This window comes from Spiroplasma endosymbiont of Seladonia tumulorum, assembly GCF_964020235.1.
In the GTDB taxonomy this organism is placed as follows: domain Bacteria; phylum Bacillota_I; class Bacilli_A; order Mycoplasmatales; family Mycoplasmataceae; genus Spiroplasma.
The window spans coordinates 941,081-958,429 of the sequence record NZ_OZ026545.1 but is presented as its reverse complement, the minus strand read 5'-3'; the positions used below and the strand labels follow the sequence as shown (position 1 = coordinate 958,429).

18 protein-coding genes are annotated in these 17,349 nt (G+C 27.2%); 16 read left to right on the top strand and 2 right to left on the bottom strand.

The genetic code is table 4. From position 1 onward, the window contains the following. Positions 1-288: 288 nt before the first annotated feature. Together AACL22_RS06085 and AACL22_RS13785 are read left to right on the top strand one after the other, a co-directional pair. On the top strand, positions 289-711 hold the full coding sequence (locus AACL22_RS06085) for a glycine zipper domain-containing protein (RefSeq protein ID WP_338990421.1): 423 nt from the start codon (positions 289-291) through the stop codon (positions 709-711). Positions 712-733: 22 nt separating this feature from the next. Beyond that, a complete protein-coding gene (locus AACL22_RS13785) occupies positions 734-817 on the top strand; it encodes a lipoprotein (RefSeq protein WP_422397499.1) in 84 nt (27 codons plus the stop codon). Positions 818-1,178: 361 nt separating this feature from the next. Here AACL22_RS13785 and AACL22_RS06080 read toward each other — a convergent pair whose 3' ends face one another. Further along, a complete protein-coding gene (locus AACL22_RS06080) occupies positions 1,179-2,369 on the bottom strand; it encodes a hypothetical protein (protein ID WP_338990419.1) in 1,191 nt (396 codons plus the stop codon). Between the two features lie 560 nt (positions 2,370-2,929). On the opposite strand from AACL22_RS06080, the gene AACL22_RS06075 reads away from it, so the two are divergent. From AACL22_RS06075 to AACL22_RS06010, 14 genes are all read left to right on the top strand, one after another. Continuing rightward, positions 2,930-3,754, top strand: a complete 825-nt coding sequence (locus AACL22_RS06075; RefSeq protein ID WP_338990417.1) for an AEC family transporter — start codon at positions 2,930-2,932, stop codon at positions 3,752-3,754. A 6-nt stretch (positions 3,755-3,760) separates the two neighbouring features. Then, the gene (locus tag AACL22_RS06070) at positions 3,761-4,072 is read left to right on the top strand and encodes a hypothetical protein (RefSeq protein WP_338990416.1); all 312 of its coding nucleotides are present in this window, start codon (positions 3,761-3,763) and stop codon (positions 4,070-4,072) included. Between the two features lie 2 nt (positions 4,073-4,074). Next, positions 4,075-5,079, top strand: a complete 1,005-nt coding sequence (locus AACL22_RS06065) for an NAD(P)-dependent oxidoreductase (RefSeq protein ID WP_338990414.1) — start codon at positions 4,075-4,077, stop codon at positions 5,077-5,079. Positions 5,080-5,404: 325 nt separating this feature from the next. Beyond that, entirely contained in the window at positions 5,405-5,629 is a 225-nt protein-coding gene (locus AACL22_RS06060) for a hypothetical protein (RefSeq protein ID WP_338990412.1), read from the top strand. Between the two features lie 173 nt (positions 5,630-5,802). Next, the gene (ptsP, locus tag AACL22_RS06055) at positions 5,803-7,533 is read left to right on the top strand and encodes a phosphoenolpyruvate--protein phosphotransferase (protein ID WP_338990410.1); all 1,731 of its coding nucleotides are present in this window, start codon (positions 5,803-5,805) and stop codon (positions 7,531-7,533) included. A gap of 56 nt (positions 7,534-7,589) precedes the next feature. Next, entirely contained in the window at positions 7,590-7,823 is a 234-nt protein-coding gene (locus AACL22_RS06050; protein WP_338990408.1) for a hypothetical protein, read from the top strand. 138 nt (positions 7,824-7,961) lie between these two features. Beyond that, positions 7,962-8,420, top strand: coding sequence for a PTS glucose transporter subunit IIA (locus AACL22_RS06045; RefSeq protein ID WP_338990407.1), 459 nt, complete (start codon positions 7,962-7,964; stop codon positions 8,418-8,420). Positions 8,421-8,533: 113 nt separating this feature from the next. Further along, positions 8,534-10,159 carry a hypothetical protein gene (locus AACL22_RS06040; protein ID WP_338990406.1) on the top strand — a complete coding sequence of 542 codons (1,626 nt, stop codon included), beginning with the start codon at positions 8,534-8,536 and terminating at the stop codon, positions 10,157-10,159. Positions 10,160-10,170: 11 nt separating this feature from the next. Then, positions 10,171-12,174 carry an NAD-dependent DNA ligase LigA gene (ligA, locus tag AACL22_RS06035; protein ID WP_338990404.1) on the top strand — a complete coding sequence of 668 codons (2,004 nt, stop codon included), beginning with the start codon at positions 10,171-10,173 and terminating at the stop codon, positions 12,172-12,174. Between the two features lies 1 nt (position 12,175). Beyond that, positions 12,176-12,469, top strand: coding sequence for an Asp-tRNA(Asn)/Glu-tRNA(Gln) amidotransferase subunit GatC (gene gatC / locus AACL22_RS06030; protein ID WP_338990403.1), 294 nt, complete (start codon positions 12,176-12,178; stop codon positions 12,467-12,469). Between the two features lies 1 nt (position 12,470). After that, positions 12,471-13,946, top strand: coding sequence for an amidase family protein (locus tag AACL22_RS06025; protein WP_338990401.1), 1,476 nt, complete (start codon positions 12,471-12,473; stop codon positions 13,944-13,946). After that, a complete protein-coding gene (gene gatB / locus AACL22_RS06020; protein WP_338990400.1) occupies positions 13,939-15,417 on the top strand; it encodes an Asp-tRNA(Asn)/Glu-tRNA(Gln) amidotransferase subunit GatB in 1,479 nt (492 codons plus the stop codon). The genes AACL22_RS06025 and gatB overlap by 8 nt, the downstream gene beginning before the upstream one ends. A gap of 46 nt (positions 15,418-15,463) precedes the next feature. Further along, positions 15,464-15,727 carry a hypothetical protein gene (locus AACL22_RS06015; protein WP_338988774.1) on the top strand — a complete coding sequence of 88 codons (264 nt, stop codon included), beginning with the start codon at positions 15,464-15,466 and terminating at the stop codon, positions 15,725-15,727. Further along, positions 15,694-16,416: a DDE-type integrase/transposase/recombinase gene (locus tag AACL22_RS06010; protein WP_338993021.1), complete on the top strand. Its 723-nt coding sequence runs from the start codon at positions 15,694-15,696 to the stop codon at positions 16,414-16,416. The genes AACL22_RS06015 and AACL22_RS06010 overlap by 34 nt, the downstream gene beginning before the upstream one ends. Positions 16,417-16,557: 141 nt before the next feature. Here the strand turns inward: AACL22_RS06010 and AACL22_RS06005 are convergent, their stop codons facing one another. Beyond that, complete coding sequence (locus tag AACL22_RS06005) at positions 16,558-17,259, bottom strand: potassium channel family protein (protein ID WP_338990398.1); 702 nt, start codon at positions 17,257-17,259, stop codon at positions 16,558-16,560. Positions 17,260-17,349: the final 90 nt, after the last annotated feature.

The following is a 17,349-nucleotide window of genomic DNA, read 5'->3' as shown; positions in this document are numbered from 1 at the left end:
TTTATAAATTTAACATTATTGATCAAGAAAAAAATAATGATGTTGTAGCTTCTAAAATAGCGGTTGATAAGTCAGATAATTTATTTATTAGGTCATACGATAATTCATATGATCGTTTATATATTTTATTAAAAAATGAAGATGATTCTTATGATAAATATGAAATTAGACCAGGTGAAAATAAAATTATAAATGTATATATTGAAAAAATATTTAGTTTAAATAAAAAGATTTATTTATTTATAAATCAATCAGGTATATTCCAAGTTTTTTCTTTTGATAGATTAAATGAATGAATTAGTAATGAAGAAAAAGAAAAAAAATAAAATAGAAAAAAAAGCAAACAAATTAAAACAAGAAAGACTAGAAAAAGAAAGACAAGAATGAATTGGTCAAGAAGGGGAAAAACAAGCAAAAGAATGAAAAATAAATAAATTAAAAGAAGTAGAAGAATATTTAAAAAATCAAGAAGAACAAGGAAAATTAAATTCTTTTGATAAAAAAATTCTTTCTTATTTATCTAAACATATTGCTGATGGATTTTCATTAGGATTTGGGGTTTTAGGTGGTGCAGTAGGAAGTGCAATATCACCTGGCACAGGTACACTTTCTGGAACTACTATAGGTAGTGCAGTAGGTAAATGAGTTGGAAAAATTGTTGGAGATGCAATACAAGAAGCAGTTCCAGGTGAAAAAAGTTGTAAATTTTAACAATATTTAAATTAAATAAAATATGAAAAAAATATTAGCTATTTTGGGAACAATTACTTTAACAGCAACAAGCACAACAAGTTTAGTTGCTTGTAATACACTATAACAATATACCGAAGAACAATTAAAAGAACTAAAAGACAAAAATAATATAAATACAAAAGATGGTATTTTAGAATGAATAGCACCACAAGAAAAACCGTTTAATGAGAGAATTGATAATAAATGGTATTTTATAATATATAAAGATAATTCTAATAATATAAAAATATCAAAAAGAATAAATAATAATCCAAATATCAATGTAGCATTACCATGGTCTCCAAGTTGAATAAAAGTTTATCGTTGAGATGGGACTGGTGAACCTAATTTACCTGAAATAGATAAAAATGGTAATATAAAAATATAATATTTTTTTCTTTTATTCCAATTTACAATAAAAATAATCATTTATTAAAATGATTATTTTATATTTCTAATGTAATTAATGATAATTTTTCATTGTTTTTATTAAATAATTCTAAATTATTAATATTAATTTTTTCTTCTAGAAGTGGATAGGAAAATATTATACTATTTGATTGTTTTAAAAAATTAACAACTGCAATATTTGAATAAGAGTTTTCATCTTCAATACCATTTTTATATAAATATCATGTATCATTTTCGATTAATTGCAAATATGTATTTCTGTCTTTTCCGCTAGCTTTAGTTCCAATTGGTATATTTTGAATTAATTCTAAGTTTATATCTTTTCTTTCAATAATTTTTTCATTTGATTTTTTAATAAAAATATTTATATCATAATTCCCATACCCTCATATTCCCGATATTTCAATTTGATTTAAAATAAAAAGTTTTTCGTGTTTATAAAAAGTTATTTTAATGTTATCTTCAACTAAATCTTTAGTCATACTTGTTCAAACTGCTTTTGAATAAAGTAATCTATATCATTGTGAAAAATAGTTTAAATATTTTTCTATTTTGTCATTAGAAACAATTAAATTAGTTAAATATTTTCCATATTCTCTATCAGATAATTTAATTTCGGCAGGAATAAGAGAGGGAATGTTATTCGTTTCTAGTTCATTTGTTATTGATAATCAATTAAAATAATTTGCTTCTAATTGATAAACAGGGTTTTCTGAAATATTATTGTTTTTAATAGTTACTTTAATTTCATCATCATTGTTTATATTATTTTGTTGTTTTAAATTTCAATTAGTTATATTACCATTTTTATCTATTTCAGGTAAATTAGGTTCACCAGTCCCATCTCAACGATAAACTTTTATTCAACTTGGAGACCATGGTAATGCTACATTGATATTTGGATTATTATTTATTCTTTTTGATATTTTTATATTATTAGAATTATCTTTATATATTATAAAATACCATTTATTATCAACTCTCTCATTAAACGGTTTTTGGTTTTTATAAACTTTTTTTCAATAATTTTTAGGTGGAGTAGGTCCACCAGAAAAAACAAAATATGATGAATTTAATAGTACTTGACAATCTTTAAATTCTCAATAACCATCTTCTATTTTATTAGGAGTTGAAACTAATTCAAAATAATAAGGAGCAAATAATTTAATATCATCATTATAACCTTTATTAATTCCGTATTTACTATATGTATAATTTGATAACATATAGATAATTTGTTTAAATCTTTTGACAGCATTATCACTTAAAGATTTATAATTATCTAATTTTCAGTTTTCAAATAAACCATCAATTACATCTTCGGGTTTTTGTCCTTCGAATTTTTGGCGTAATATAGCTGCTTTATTAGAGGGGTTACCTTTTTCATCATATTTTGCACCTTGAAATTTTCTATTATTATTTTTAAATTTTTACTATACTTTGATAATTTATACATTTTAACCTCTTTATATAATATTAGATTTTATATAAGTTATTCTATCATTATACCATAATTACAAATTAAATTACTATGTAACTTATATCTCTAATTTCAAAATATTTTTCTCCTTAGGATTTTAAACTTTGAATTTACCAAAATTTTTCATTTTTATGTTACTCTGTTTAGTAATTGATTATAATATTAATAGTACAAAAAGTACATCTAGATATTATTTAAAACTATGAAAGGAAAAAAAGGATGTATTTATATTTACAAGCGAATGTTGGTACAACAGTCCTTGATACTTTAAAAGCGTGGGGTTTTTAAAGTGCAATTATTGCAACCATGTTTGTAATTTTTTTAGGTTGGTTTTTAACAAAACGTGGAACCTTTAAAAAAGATTGAGAAGCTGTCTTAATTAAAATTGTCATGGTTGTTGGTTTACCATGTTTAGCATTTGATGGTTTTATGGCTGATACAACAGTTGAACAAGTTAAAACACAAGCAGCAATTTTATTAGTCGGATTTTTATTTTATATTATTTTAGGAATTGTAGCAAAATATTTTTATATTAAATATGAGCAAGATGTTCGTGATACGTTAGCAATGTGTACAGTTTTTGCATCAACTACTTTCTTCGGAATTCCAGTTGTTACAGCTTTATTTGACGCCGGACAAGCAACATTACCAGCTAATATCTTTAATATTCCTTATCGAGTATTTTTATATTCATTAGGATTTATTGTTATGAGTAAACCGGTGCAAGGACAATTAGCATCAGAAGTTGAAACAACAGCAGAAACAATTGTCGATGCAAAAATAGATCCTATGGGGTATGCACAAGTAAGAGCCGAAATATGAGCTAAAAAAATGGAAACCGTGAAGGCAAATTTAAAACAAATTTTTGTTAATCCAATTTTAATTGCAACAATTATTGGATTTATCTTTTGAGTAACACAATTAATTCCAGGAATTGAAATTGTTACTGATCAAAATAAAATTGGTAGTGGTCAATTATTTTTACCATTACGATTAGATAATACTTTTCCACCATTATTTAAAATAACAAAAACATTGGAAGGATTATGTACACCATTAGCATGATTAGCAATTGGAATGACTTTAGCAAAAGGGAAATTGCGTGAAGCAATGCAAGAAAAAAAAGTCTAATATGGAATGATTATGAAAGTTATTCTAGCACCAATTATTGGATTAGTTTTAGCAATTATTTTTGCTGTGATTGGAAAAGAAACAGGAGTATGAAAATTAGATTCAGTTGGCTTGACTGTTATTGTCATTATGTTGGCAGCACCACCAGCGTCTGTTATTGTGGCATATTCAATAGGATATAAAAAGCAACCAATGTTAGCAAGTAATTTAACATTAGTTTCAACTTTATTTTTAATTATTTCGTTACCATTCTGAGTAATTATTACGACAGCAATTGAATTGGGGCAACTACATTATTTACATATTAAAAGAAAATAACAATGAATATAAAAATTAAAATGGTTTGTTATGGCGTTCGAAAAACCGAACGACCATTTTTTGAAAAACTAAATGAAAAATATGGTTATGATTTAACTTTAATTGAAGAATATTTAACAAAAGATAATATTGCCACAGTTAAAGGATATCAAGCAGTGATGGTTCGTGCAAATTGTGATTGTTATGAAAAAAATTTATTAAAAATGCAAGAATATGGGATTAAATATTTATTAACAAGAACAGTTGGTTATAACCATATTGATTTAACAAAAGCACACGAATTAGGTTTTAAAATGGCTTATGTACCAGGATATTCGCCTAATGCAGTTAGCGAATTAGCGGTAGCAATGGGAAATGCTTTTTTACGTAATTTATTTTATATGGCTAATAATGAACGTCAAACAAATTTCAAGGTTGATGATTTTATGTTTGCAAAAGAAATTCGTAATTCAACAATTGGAATTATTGGAACTGGTCGGATTGGATGTGAAGCAGCAAAGGCTTGGCATGGAATGGGAGCTAAAGTATTAGGATATGATATTTATGAAAATGATAGTGTGCGAGCAGTTTTAACATATACTGATTTAAATACTTTGCTTAAAGAATCAGACTTAGTTTCATTACATTGTCCATATATTAAAGACCAAAATCATCATTTTGTTAATAAAGAATTTCTAGCACAAATGAAACCGGGGGCAGTGTTAATTAATGCAGCGCGTGGTCAACTAATGAATAGTGAAGCAGTTTATGAAGCTGTTAAGTCAAATCATTTAAAAGGTGTCGGATTAGATGTATTAGAAAATGAAGGTGATGTTTTTTTCCAAGATTTTAATGAAAATAAAACACCAGATAATCTGACAAATAAATTACTTACCTTATATCCACGAGTAATTATTACACCACATATAGGTTCTTATACTGATGAAGCTGTCAAAAATATGATTGAAACAACATATGAAAATTTAAAAGAAATTTTAACAAATGGTGAGTCAAAAAATAAAATATAAAACAAATTTTTAGAAAGTAGAGTTTTACTCTACTTTTTATTATTTAAAATAACTTTTAATAAAAAATAATAAAATAAATAAAATTATTATATAATTTATTTAGTAAAAAACTGTGATTTCTATTTATTTTTTATTTTATATTAATTAACAACACTTGTGGGGTGACAAAAAAGAAAAGCGAGGTATGTTTTGTCATGCAAAAAAATGGGCAGCAAATGATTTGTGATAAATGTCAGTTTAAATTTAAATCTTTTTATAGACAATGAAAATTAAATAATAATAACAATAAGTTATTTATTTTTCGTGTAGAAAAAAATATCAAGCATTGAGCAAAAACATTGATTTAAGTGAATTAATTCCAGATTATGCTTTTGTTTGTAATTTAACTTGGTTTGCTATTTATAGTATTAAAAAAATTCAACGAATGAGAATTAATACAATAAAAAATTTAAATTTTAAACAAGGTACTTTATTAATTGTATTTTATTGATATCGGATTTTTATTAACGGAATTATGCAAACTCGTTGATATAATCTTCCACAAGTATAATAATGTTTTTTAATTTTATAAAATAAAAAAATAAAATAGTTACTTAAATTTATTGTTTTTTTACAAAAAATAATGTCTTATAACAAAAAGTCTAGTTAAAATGCAACAATTTTCCAGTTTTCGATATATAATAAAAATAGTTTTAGTAGAAAGAGAAATGAGGATTTTTTATTATGTCAAAAAAACTGCACGGGATAGGTGCTAGCAATGGAATTGCAATTGCCAAAGTTTTTAAATTAGAAGAACCAAAATATGAAATTTCGAATAATACGGTTTCTGATTCGGCAAAAGAAATTAAAATACTAGAAGCAGCAATGCAAAAGGCAAACACAGATATTGAAAAACTACAAAAGATTACCTTAGACAAATTAGGAGCGGAAAAAGCAGCAATTTTTGAAGCACATAAGAAAATTTTGCGTGATCCAGCAATGATTGACGAAGCAAAAAATATCATTAAGAGTAATAATAATGCAGCATATGCAATTCATACTGTTGCTCAAAAGTTTATTACAATGTTTGCAAGTATGGATGATCCATATTTTAAAGAGCGTGCAGCTGATGTTAAAGATGTAACTGATCGTTTAATTAAGTATATTTTAAATGTTCCGGTCTTAGATTTAGCAACTATTAGTGAAGAAGTTATTATTGTTGCTGAAGATTTAACACCTTCACAAACAGCGCAGTTAAATCCTAAATTTGTGAAAGGATTTAGTTGTGATATGGGGGGGCGTACTAGTCATGCTGCAATTATGGCCCGTAGTCTAGAAATTCCAGCTGTTTTAGGATTAAAAGATATTACAAAACAAGCAAACCATCATAAAATAATTATGATTAATGGAACAACAGGAGAAGTTATCTTAAATCCAACATCGGCGGAGATTAAAACTTGGACAACAGAAAAAGAAAAATTTTTACAATTGCAACAAGAACTATTGGCATTTAAAGATAAACCAACAGTTTCAAAAGATGGATATCAAAAATTTGTTTTAGAAGGAAATATTGGAGCACCAAAAGATGTTCAAGGTGTTTTGGAAAATGGTGGGCAAGGAATTGGATTATTTAGAAGTGAGTTCTTATATATGGATAATGACCATTTCCCAACTGAAGATGAGCAATATGAAGCTTATAAAGGTGTTTTGGAAGGAATGCAAGGGCGCCCAGTGATTATTCGAACATTGGATATTGGTGGTGATAAAAAATTATCATATTTTAAATTTCCAGAAGAAATGAACCCATTTTTAGGATATCGTGCGATTCGCCTTTGTTTAGATAAAACAGATGTTTTTCGAACACAATTACGTGCTTTATTACGTGCTAGTGTGCATGGGAAAGTTGGTATTATGTTTCCAATGATTGCGACAGTTGATGAATTTAAAACTGCAAAAAAAATTACCTTAGAAGAAAAAGCAATTTTACTTAAAGAAGGACATAAAGTTGCAGACAATATTGAAATTGGAATGATGATGGAAATTCCAGCAGCAGCAATGTTAGCTGATCAGTTTGCAAAACACGCTGATTTCTTTTCAATTGGAACTAATGATTTAATTCAATATACAATGGCAGCTGATCGAATGAGCCAATTTGTGGCATATTTATACCAACCATATAACCCATCTGTTTTACGTTTAATTAAAACAATTATTGATGGTGCTCATAAAGAAGAAAAATGGGTTGGAATGTGTGGTGAAATGGCTGGAGAGGAACAAGCAATTCCGCTTTTAATGGGAATGAAATTAGATTACTTTTCAATGTCTGCCACAAGTATTTTAAATGCGCGTCGTATTATTAGCAAATTAGAAGTTTCGGCAATGGAACAATTAGTAACAGAAGCATTAGAATGCCAAACAGGTGATGAAGTTTTAGCTTTAGTTGAAAAAAGAACAAAAAATGCTTTAGAAGTCTAAAATTTTGATAAAATAACACTATATAGTGTTATTTTTTATTAAAATAGGTGGTTTAAATGATAAATCTAAATACGTATGCAATAATTGACCTTCCTTTGCCAGTTTTAATTGCTTTTGTTGTTATTTTTACGGCATTATCAATTATTAGTGGATTTTGATATTGAAGACAATGGTATAAAACACGCCATAATGCTAAAAATGATAATTTTGCAGTTAAACAGAAGATAACAATTCGGACTGCTTTTCAAAAAAAGTATTTAATTTTATTTTTATTATGTTTTTTTGTTTAATTGGTTCTATTTTGGTTTTAGTTAAACAACTAGTTGGTTTTCCATTGTTTTAAAAATAGCACATAAATTTAATAATTTTATAGTATACTAAAGATAGATGACAAAGTTGTCTGCTTAATGAAAAAAGGAGAAGAAAAGATGGGATTATTTAGTAAAAAACCAAAAGAACTTGAAATAATTGCCCCTGTAGATGGTGAAGTTATTGCTTTAGATAAAGTTGAAAATGAAGTATTTTCACAAAAAATGTTAGGTAAGGGTTTAGCAATTAAACCAATTGCTGGGAAATTAATTACCGTTTTTCCGACAGGTCATGCTTATGGAATCAAAAGTAATAATGGTGTTGAAATGTTATTACACATTGGAATGGATACAGTTTCATTAAATGGAAAAGGATTCGATATTCAAGTAAAACAAGATAATAATGTTAAACAAGGGGATTTATTATGTAATGTTGATTTAGCAGTTTTAAAAGCTAAAAATGTACCAAGTTTAGATACGCCAATTGTTTTTACACCAGAAACAATGAGCGGTAAGACAATTAATATTGTTAAAACAGGCAATGTTAAACAAGGAGAAATTATTGCTGTTATTAAATAGGAAATAATTTTAACTAATAAGTGATTTATAAAATGGAAATCACTTTTATTTTTGTTTATAAAGTATATTCTAGAGTGTTTTTGCTATAATTGTTAAGAAAGGAAGAAGGTCAAATGGTAAAAATAGTTTTAATTGCGATTGTTTTTTTCTTATATTATTACTGAGTCTTTTCTTCAACAGGGGCAATTTTAGCCGAATTTTTAAAAATTCGAACTAAAAATATTTATTTTGAGATGATTATGGGTTTTTTCTTTTATTTTGCTGTTATTTCTTTTTTGCTAATTCCATTAGAATTTATTCCTAATTTACGTTATATTATTTTAGTTTATTCATTATTATCAATTAATATTTTATATTCATTATTTTTGTTATTATTTATTCGTTATTGATTTAATATTAATTTATGAGATTGAAATCACGCCATTTTTTTTGTTGCATTTGGTGTTTTTATGGCATTATATTATGCTAAAAATTATTTTATTGCTCCTTCAGGTTCAAACATTACTAATAGTTATATTTTAAGTTTTTATTTTTTTGCTTCAGTTGATAATAATATTATTTTTAAATTAAATCCAAATGTTACGATTGCTAATGCTCAAGCTTTAGCAACATTATCTTGGTTTACAAATGTTTCAGTTTGATTTGTAATGACTGGAATTGATCCAAGTGATATTATTTGAAATTTATTAAATATTTTAGATGCAATGCTATTTGCTTCAATTTTTGTAACATTATTGAGTAATTTTGCTAATAAAAAAAGTAATCGTTTTTTAATTGGTACTTTATCACTCCTTGTTTTATCTGCTTCAAAATTATTAATTTATTATTTTGAATATGATTCATGGCATCAACAGAATATGTTAACTGGTTTATTTTTTGTCACTTTTATTTTAATGACAATTTACACAAATGAAGAATACCGCAGTCGTAATATGCTTTGAATTATTGGTATTATTTTTGCAAGTTATATTACCTTCGAATGAGATGCATCGTATATTATGCTATTTACTATTTATGTTTCAACATGAATTAGTATGTTAAAATATAAAACTAATTTCTTAAAAGATATGGTTAAGTTTACCTTATTTTCAACATTATGTTTTATTTTTTACAACGCACAAATAAAAAATATTTTACTAATTTTTATTTTTTTAGGATTATTTTTGTTAATGATAATTTTATCATTTTTGTTATATCGCAATTATTCACGAGTACATGATATTGAAATAATGATGTATCTAGGGCAAAAAAAATTATTATTTGTTGTACCAATTATTTTTACTCTAATTTCAGTAGTTATTGTTTTAGCAATGGGGGAAAATAACTTAAATTTTTGAACATTAGAAACAATTGCATCAGCCTTATATGTGCAGTTAGAATTAGGGCGTTGAGAACCATGAACAAATATTGTCTTCTTAATTATTTCTTTTGTCTTTTTAGGTTTAGCTTTAATTTGATTATTCCTTTTTGAACGAATTCCGAATTTTGTTGCAAAAACTCCAATTAATATGCTATCAATTTTAACAGTAACTTTCTTTAATCCGTTAGTTGGGCGTTTTTTAATTTTAATTTTTAATGAACAGGCTTTGTTAAACAATGCTACGGTTTTTATTATTGCGTTATTAGTTGCCTTAAATATTAGTGTTTATGCATTGAAAATTAAACCGTTTAAAAAATGGCATTTTAAAAAACCACCAATTCCCCCGCATCATAAAAAGAACCTAAAAATAATAAAATAAAGGAGGATATTATGACTTTTGAACAAGCAAAAAAACGTAGTTTAGTATTAAAAGAACAGTTAGAACAATGAAATTATGAATATTATGTGAATGATAACCCTAGTGTCAGTGATCAAGAATATGATCGAGCAATGCAAGAATTAATTGCAATTGAACAACGATATAGTGAATTAATTACAATTGATTCTCCAACGCAACGTGTTTCTGGTCAAGTTAGCGAAAAGTTTAATAAATATGTTCATACAAGTCCAATGTTAAGCTTGGGAAACGCATTTAATTATGATGATTTAATTCATTTTGATGAACAAATTAAAGAATTGACTGGTTTGCCAGAGGTTGAATATACTTGTGAATTAAAAATTGATGGATTATCAATTTCATTAGTTTATGATAATCATCTTTTAGTGATGGGGGCAACTCGTGGAGATGGTCTTACTGGTGAAGATGTTACTATTAATATTAAACAAATTAAATCAATTCCGCTTCGAATTGACCAACCAACTTTAACTGTTCGGGGTGAAGTTTATTTATCAGTTGAAGAATTTAAGAAGATAAATGAGGAACGTGCGAAAAATGGCGAATCTGAATTTGCTAATCCTCGAAATGCAGCAGCAGGAACTTTACGGCAATTAGATTCAACAATTGTTGCAAAACGAAAGTTAAATGCATTTTTATATTATTATGTTAATGCTTTGCAGGATGGAATTCAATCACAATACGAAGCGTTACAAAGATTAGAACAATTAAAATTTAAAACAAATCCTGAGTATCGTTATTGTTCAAATATTGCGGCAGTGTGAGCATATATTCAAGAGTATGAACCAAAACGTCATCAATTAGGTTATGAAATTGATGGAATTGTGATTAAAGTTAATAACTTAAATTTATATAATCGCATAGGTTATACTGCTAAAAATCCAAAATGAGCAATAGCTTATAAATTTCCAGCAGAAGTTGTGGCTACAAAATTGCTTAATATTTTTCCTTCTGTTGGAAGAACAGGACGGATTACTTATAATGCTGTTCTTGAGCCAGTTCGTATTGCAGGAACAATTGTACGAGCAGCAACATTACATAATGCTGATTTTATTACTGAGCGTGATATTCGGATTGGTGATAATGTTCAAGTTAAAAAAGCGGGGGATATTATTCCGGAAGTGATTAATTATGTTGTAGCTTGTCGCCCAAAAAATGCTCAAAAATGGCATGAGCCAACGCATTGTCCAGAATGTAATTCTTTATTAGAACGTGTTGAAGGTGAGGTTGACCAGTATTGTATTAATTCTGTTTGTCCTAAAAAAATTACTCGGGGGTTAGAACATTATTGTTCACGAAATGCCATGAATATTGAAGGAATTAGTGAAAAAATTATTGAACGATTATTTAAATTAGGATATTTAAAAAGTTTTAGTGATTTATATCAATTAGAGCAATACCAAGCGGAAATTATTGAATTAGAAAATTTTGGTGAAAAATCATTTGAAAATATGATTGCTTCAATTAATAATTCAAAAAATAATTCCTTAGAGCGACTATTGTTTGCATTAGGAATTCGACATGTTGGTCAAAAAACAGCAAAATTATTAGCACGACAATTTAAAACAATTGCTAATTTAGCTACCATGAATATTGAACAATTATCAATTATTAATGATATTGGTCCAATTGTAGCAGCTAGTGTTGTTGATTATTTTGCAATTCCAGCTAATCAACAAGAACTTGCCTTACTACGCCAAAAAGGGGTTAAAATGAAGTATTATGTTACTAATCAGCATTTAGCACAGAAGTTTGAAAATTATCGGTTTGTGATTACCGGAGTTTTTTCAAAACCACGAGAATATTTTAAAGAGTTAATTGAAAGTTATGGTGGGCAAATTTCTGAAAGTGTTAGTGCAAAAACCACTTATTTACTGGCAGGGGCTGATGCTGGTAATAAATTAGTAAAAGCACAAAAATTAAATGTTAAAATTATTAATGAAGAAGAATTTCAACAATTATTAAATAAGGAGGGATAAGATGGCACGAATTACAAAAGAAGTGTTACAAATGTTAGCACATGATATTATGCTAGATTTACAAGATGAGGAACTAACTAATTTAAGTCAAGAATTTGATGTTATTTTAAAGCAAATGGATTTAGTACAAAAAATTGATACAACTAATGTTCATTCAATGCATTTTCCATTTGATTTAACAGTTGACTATTTACGTAAGGATGATGAGATTGATGTTGCTCCGCAAGCTGAAATTTTAGCGGCAGCACCAAAAAAAATAGATGATTATATTGTAATTAATAAGGTGGTTAAATAGAATGGCAGCTTATTCAATCAAAGAATTACATTATCTTTTAGTTGCTAAAAAAATTACTCCATCGCAAATAGTTAAGGATGCCTTTACTAATTTAGACAAATATCAGGTTTTAAATGCAACAGTGACAGAATTAAAAACAAAAGCCACAGCTTTGGCAGCTAAATTAGACCACCTTGTTGTTCCTAAAAATAATTATTTATTTGCTTTACCATATTTTGCAAAAGATAATTTTGCAACAAAAGGAATTAAAACAACGGCGAGTTCAAAAATTTTAGAAAATTTTATTCCAAATTATGAATCAACAGTAACTAATATTTTGAAAGAAAACAATAGTATTTTATTAGGAAAAGCAGCTTTGGATGAGTTAGGAATGGGTGGGCATGGTTTATATGCCTTAACAGGAGATGTTTTAAACCCTTGAGATTTGAGCCGGATTACTGGTGGCTCATCATCTGGCTCAGCAGCTTTAGTTGCAGCTGGTGTTGTTCCATTTGCATTAGGAACAGACACAGGTGATTCAGTACGAAAACCAGCAGGTTATTGTGGTGTTGTTGGTTTTAAACCAACTTATGGTTTAATTTCACGGTATGGTGTTTTTCCTTATGCGCCATCATTAGATACGGTTGGATATTTTACTCGAACTGTTGAAGACAGTGCAATTGTTTTTGATTATTTAGCACAAGAAGATCATAAGGATGCAACCTCATTAAAGAGTAAGAAACAAGGTTATTTTAAAAATTTATCATCAGAAAAAATCAAAGAACAAAAATTTGCTTATTTAAAAAATGCGCATGCGATTCTTCCAGATGAAATTAGAATTCATTTTGATCATTTATATGATGAATTAACAACCCGCGGAATTAGTGTTACAGCAATTGATTTTCCAGAAGATTTACTAAAAGCATTAATGCCAGTTTATATGGTGATTTCTTTTGCCGAAGCAGTAAGTAGTCATTCAATGTTGGATGGAATTAATTATGGAACACGAGTTGATGGGGACACTTATCAAGAAGTAATGATGAATTCACGAACTAATGGTTTTGGTCATGTTGTTAAACGTCGTTATGTTATTGGTTCGTACACTTTAACAAAAAATAACCAAACATTATTATTTTTAAAAGCAAAACGAGTACGACGTTTAATTGTCAATGCTTTAACTACTGTTTTTGCAAAATATGACTTTTTATTATTACCAGCTGCATCAACGATTGCTCCAAAAATTACTACTATTAAAAATCAAATTTTAACAGAGGCAGAGTTAGAAAATTATGTTGATGATTTATTAGTATTAGGTAATTTAATGGGTAATCCGTCATTAACTGTTCCACTTGCTTTTGTTGATAAAATGCCAATTGGAATAAATGTTAATGCTGCTCCTTTTGCTGACCAAAAGGTCTTTAATGCTAGTTTATTAATTGAAGAGATTGTTGGAATTAAAAATAAAGTAGCACCAGAAAGGGGGAACAATCATGATTAATTTTGAGGTAGTAATTGGAATTGAAAATCATGTTGAATTAAAAACAAAGACAAAAATGTTTTCTTCTGGCGCAGTGAGTTATGGGGCTAAACCCAATAGTATGGTTAATCCAATGGATGTTGGTTATCCAGGAATAATGCCAACAGTTAATAAAAAGGGAGTTGAGTTAGCGTTAATTGCTTGCCAAGCACTTAATTTGACAATTGATCCAGTCATTCAATTTGATCGTAAAAATTATTATTACCCTGATTTAGCAAAAGGTTTTCAAATTACGCAGCAATATTATCCAATTGGTCAAAATGGATATTTAACGATTATTGATGAGAATAATAAACCTTTTAAAGTAGAAATTGAACGTCTGCACATTGAAGAAGATACTGCTAAACAGTTGCATGAAGAAGACCAAACGTTATTAGATTATAATCGTGCTGGAATTGGTTTAATTGAAATTGTAACTCGTCCTGTATTATGGTCAGCGTTTCAAGTTCGTCAATATTTAGAAGCTTTACGTGAAATTTTAGTTTATACCAAAGTTAGTGATGCTAAAATGAATGAGGGTTCATTACGATGCGATGTTAACATTTCGTTACGTCCAATTGGTGTAAAAACATTTGGTGATAAGGTTGAATTAAAAAATCTTAATTCAATTGCAAATGTTGAAAAGGCAATTGAATATGAAATTAAAAGACAAAGTGAACTTTTATTAATGGGAAAAAGAATTGAACAAGAAACACGCCGATTTGATGAAAAAACAAAAACAACGGTTTTAATGCGTCATAAAACTGATGCTATTGATTATAAATATTTTTCTGAACCAAATATTTTTCCAATTAAATTAGATCCAAATTGAATGACAAAAGTTCTTAAAAATATGCCAGAATTACCAGCTGTCAAACGTAAACGTTATTTATCAAAATTAAATTTAAAACCAGCTGATATTGAAATTATTTTACAAGATTATGCCTTAATGAATTTTTTTGAAGCAGCAATTAAGTTATCACCACATTATGAAATGATTGCTCATTATTTAATTGGTGATATTAGTGCTTATTTAAATCAAAAGGGATTAACAATAAGTGAAACAGCATTAACACCACAAAATTTAGTTGAAATAATTATGTTAATTAATCAAAATGTAATTTCAAATAAACAAGCTAAAACAGTGTTACAACGAATTTTAAATGAAGATTGTGCTCCAACGAAAATTGTTGCTGAATTAGGATTAAAACAAATTAGTGACCCAGTTGAAATTAAAACAATTATTGAGCCAGTTTTTAATGCTAATATAGCAATGCTAGAACAATATGAGCAACGACCAGAACGAGTAATTAAGTTTTTTATGGGTGAATTAATGAAATTAACAAAAGGACAAGTTGCCCCAGAAATTGGCCAACAAGTAGTTATTGAATTAATTACAGCGAAACAAGGGAAAAAAAAGATGGTTATAGAGTGCACCCCAAAAAGTAAGTAAAATAAAAAAAGATTTTGCTAAATTTTTATAGGGGGTGCATTTTTATATGGCAAAAAAAGGACAAAAATATAACAAATATACATCAGAATTTAGAACAAAAATCATTGAGGAAATTAAACAAAAAAGTTGTTGAATAGTAGCAAAACAATATAATATAAATGCAAATACAGTAGAATCTTGATGAGCAAATCATAAAAAAGGAAAATTAAACAATCCTAAAGGACCTAAAATTTCTTTTGCCAAAAGAAATTTAGAATATTATAAAACAAGGTATGAATTATTAAAAAAGCTCCATGACTTTTACAATTAAGCAAACTAAGAATTGTCTCTTTTATTAAACAAAATTTTTGTGAATATTCAATAAAATTATTACTAGAAGTAACAGGGTTAAAACGTAGTTATTGAGATAAATATAAAAATTATGACAGTAGCAAAAAAGATAAAAAAGCAATAAATGATATTGTAAAAGTCTATGAAGAAAATTTAAAACAATTTGGTTATCGAAGAATTATTAAATATTTAAAGGAAGATTATGGTATAAAATATAATTCAAAAAAAGTTTTAAGAATTATGCGTGATAATCAAATACAACCTGAATATGTAAGAAAAATGAGAAGAAAAATGAAATATAAACAGAATAAAGAAAAAAGCTTATTGCAATATCCTGATTTAATTAATCGTAAATTCAATGATATAAAAACAAGGTTTTCAGTACTATATACTGATGTAACATATTTAATTTGAAAAGGAGAAAGATATTATCAATCAACAATTATTGATGGATATACTAAAGAAATAGTTGATGTAAAGTGATCTAAATATAATGAAAATAAATTAGTAATGGATAATTTAAATGATGCAATTAATAAAATAAAATTAATAAAAAAAGATCTGAATGGAATAATAATTTACTCAGATCACGGATATCAATATACATCCACTATTTATCACGATAAATGTTTATCTAACGGTATTACAATAGAAAGCTACAATCCATAATAAAATATATAATTCACATGAAGAATATATACAAGATGTTATAAAATGAAATACATGATATTCAAATCGTAAAGAAAAAGATATAATTAAAAAAATAGTAAATACTTTTTTATTAGTACTTACTAAAATGGGTGCACTCTATTACTTACCATCTTTTTCATATTCTTGATCAATTTTTTGTAATTTAATTGTTAAATCATTAATTGCACTAATTTTAGCAATAAATAATAATTCATCATCTAATTTAATTGTTTCAACATCTCCGGGTAAAATAACACGGCCTTTACGTTTAACATAAACAATATTATAATCTTTATTATTAATAAAACGTAATTCTGATAATGTTTGTCCTTCAATATTTGGATCAGTCACCTGAATAATTAATGATGCATAATTTTCATCAACAGTTTGCATTTCAATGTCAATATCAAACATTGCTTTAGTTGCAGTAATACTTCCGGCCATTGTATCGGGTTGGATAATATTATTAATTCCTAATGCTTTTAGAATTCGTGCATGACGGATATCTTTTACTTTCGCAATAATATTAGTAATTCCAAGGTCTTGTAATCCAATGATTGTTAAAATACTAGCTTCAATATTACTTGCGATTGTGATAATGACAGTATCATACTCGTCTAGTCCTTGCTCAATTAGATTTGTTTTAACTGTTGCGTCTAATGCTACGCCATCAACTTGTTCATAACTAGCAATCATATTATTAACCTTAGTTTGGTCAATATCAAAGACCATAATGTGTTGTTTTCGCGCAATTAGTGTTTCAATTATTGAACGTCCAAAATTATTTAGTCCAATAATTGCAAAACTTTTTCTTCTTGCCATTCCTCCCCCCCCTTATTGCACTTTTAATTATACTATTTTTTTTATTATTAGCAATAATTACTAACTTGTAGTATATAATAATATTAATGA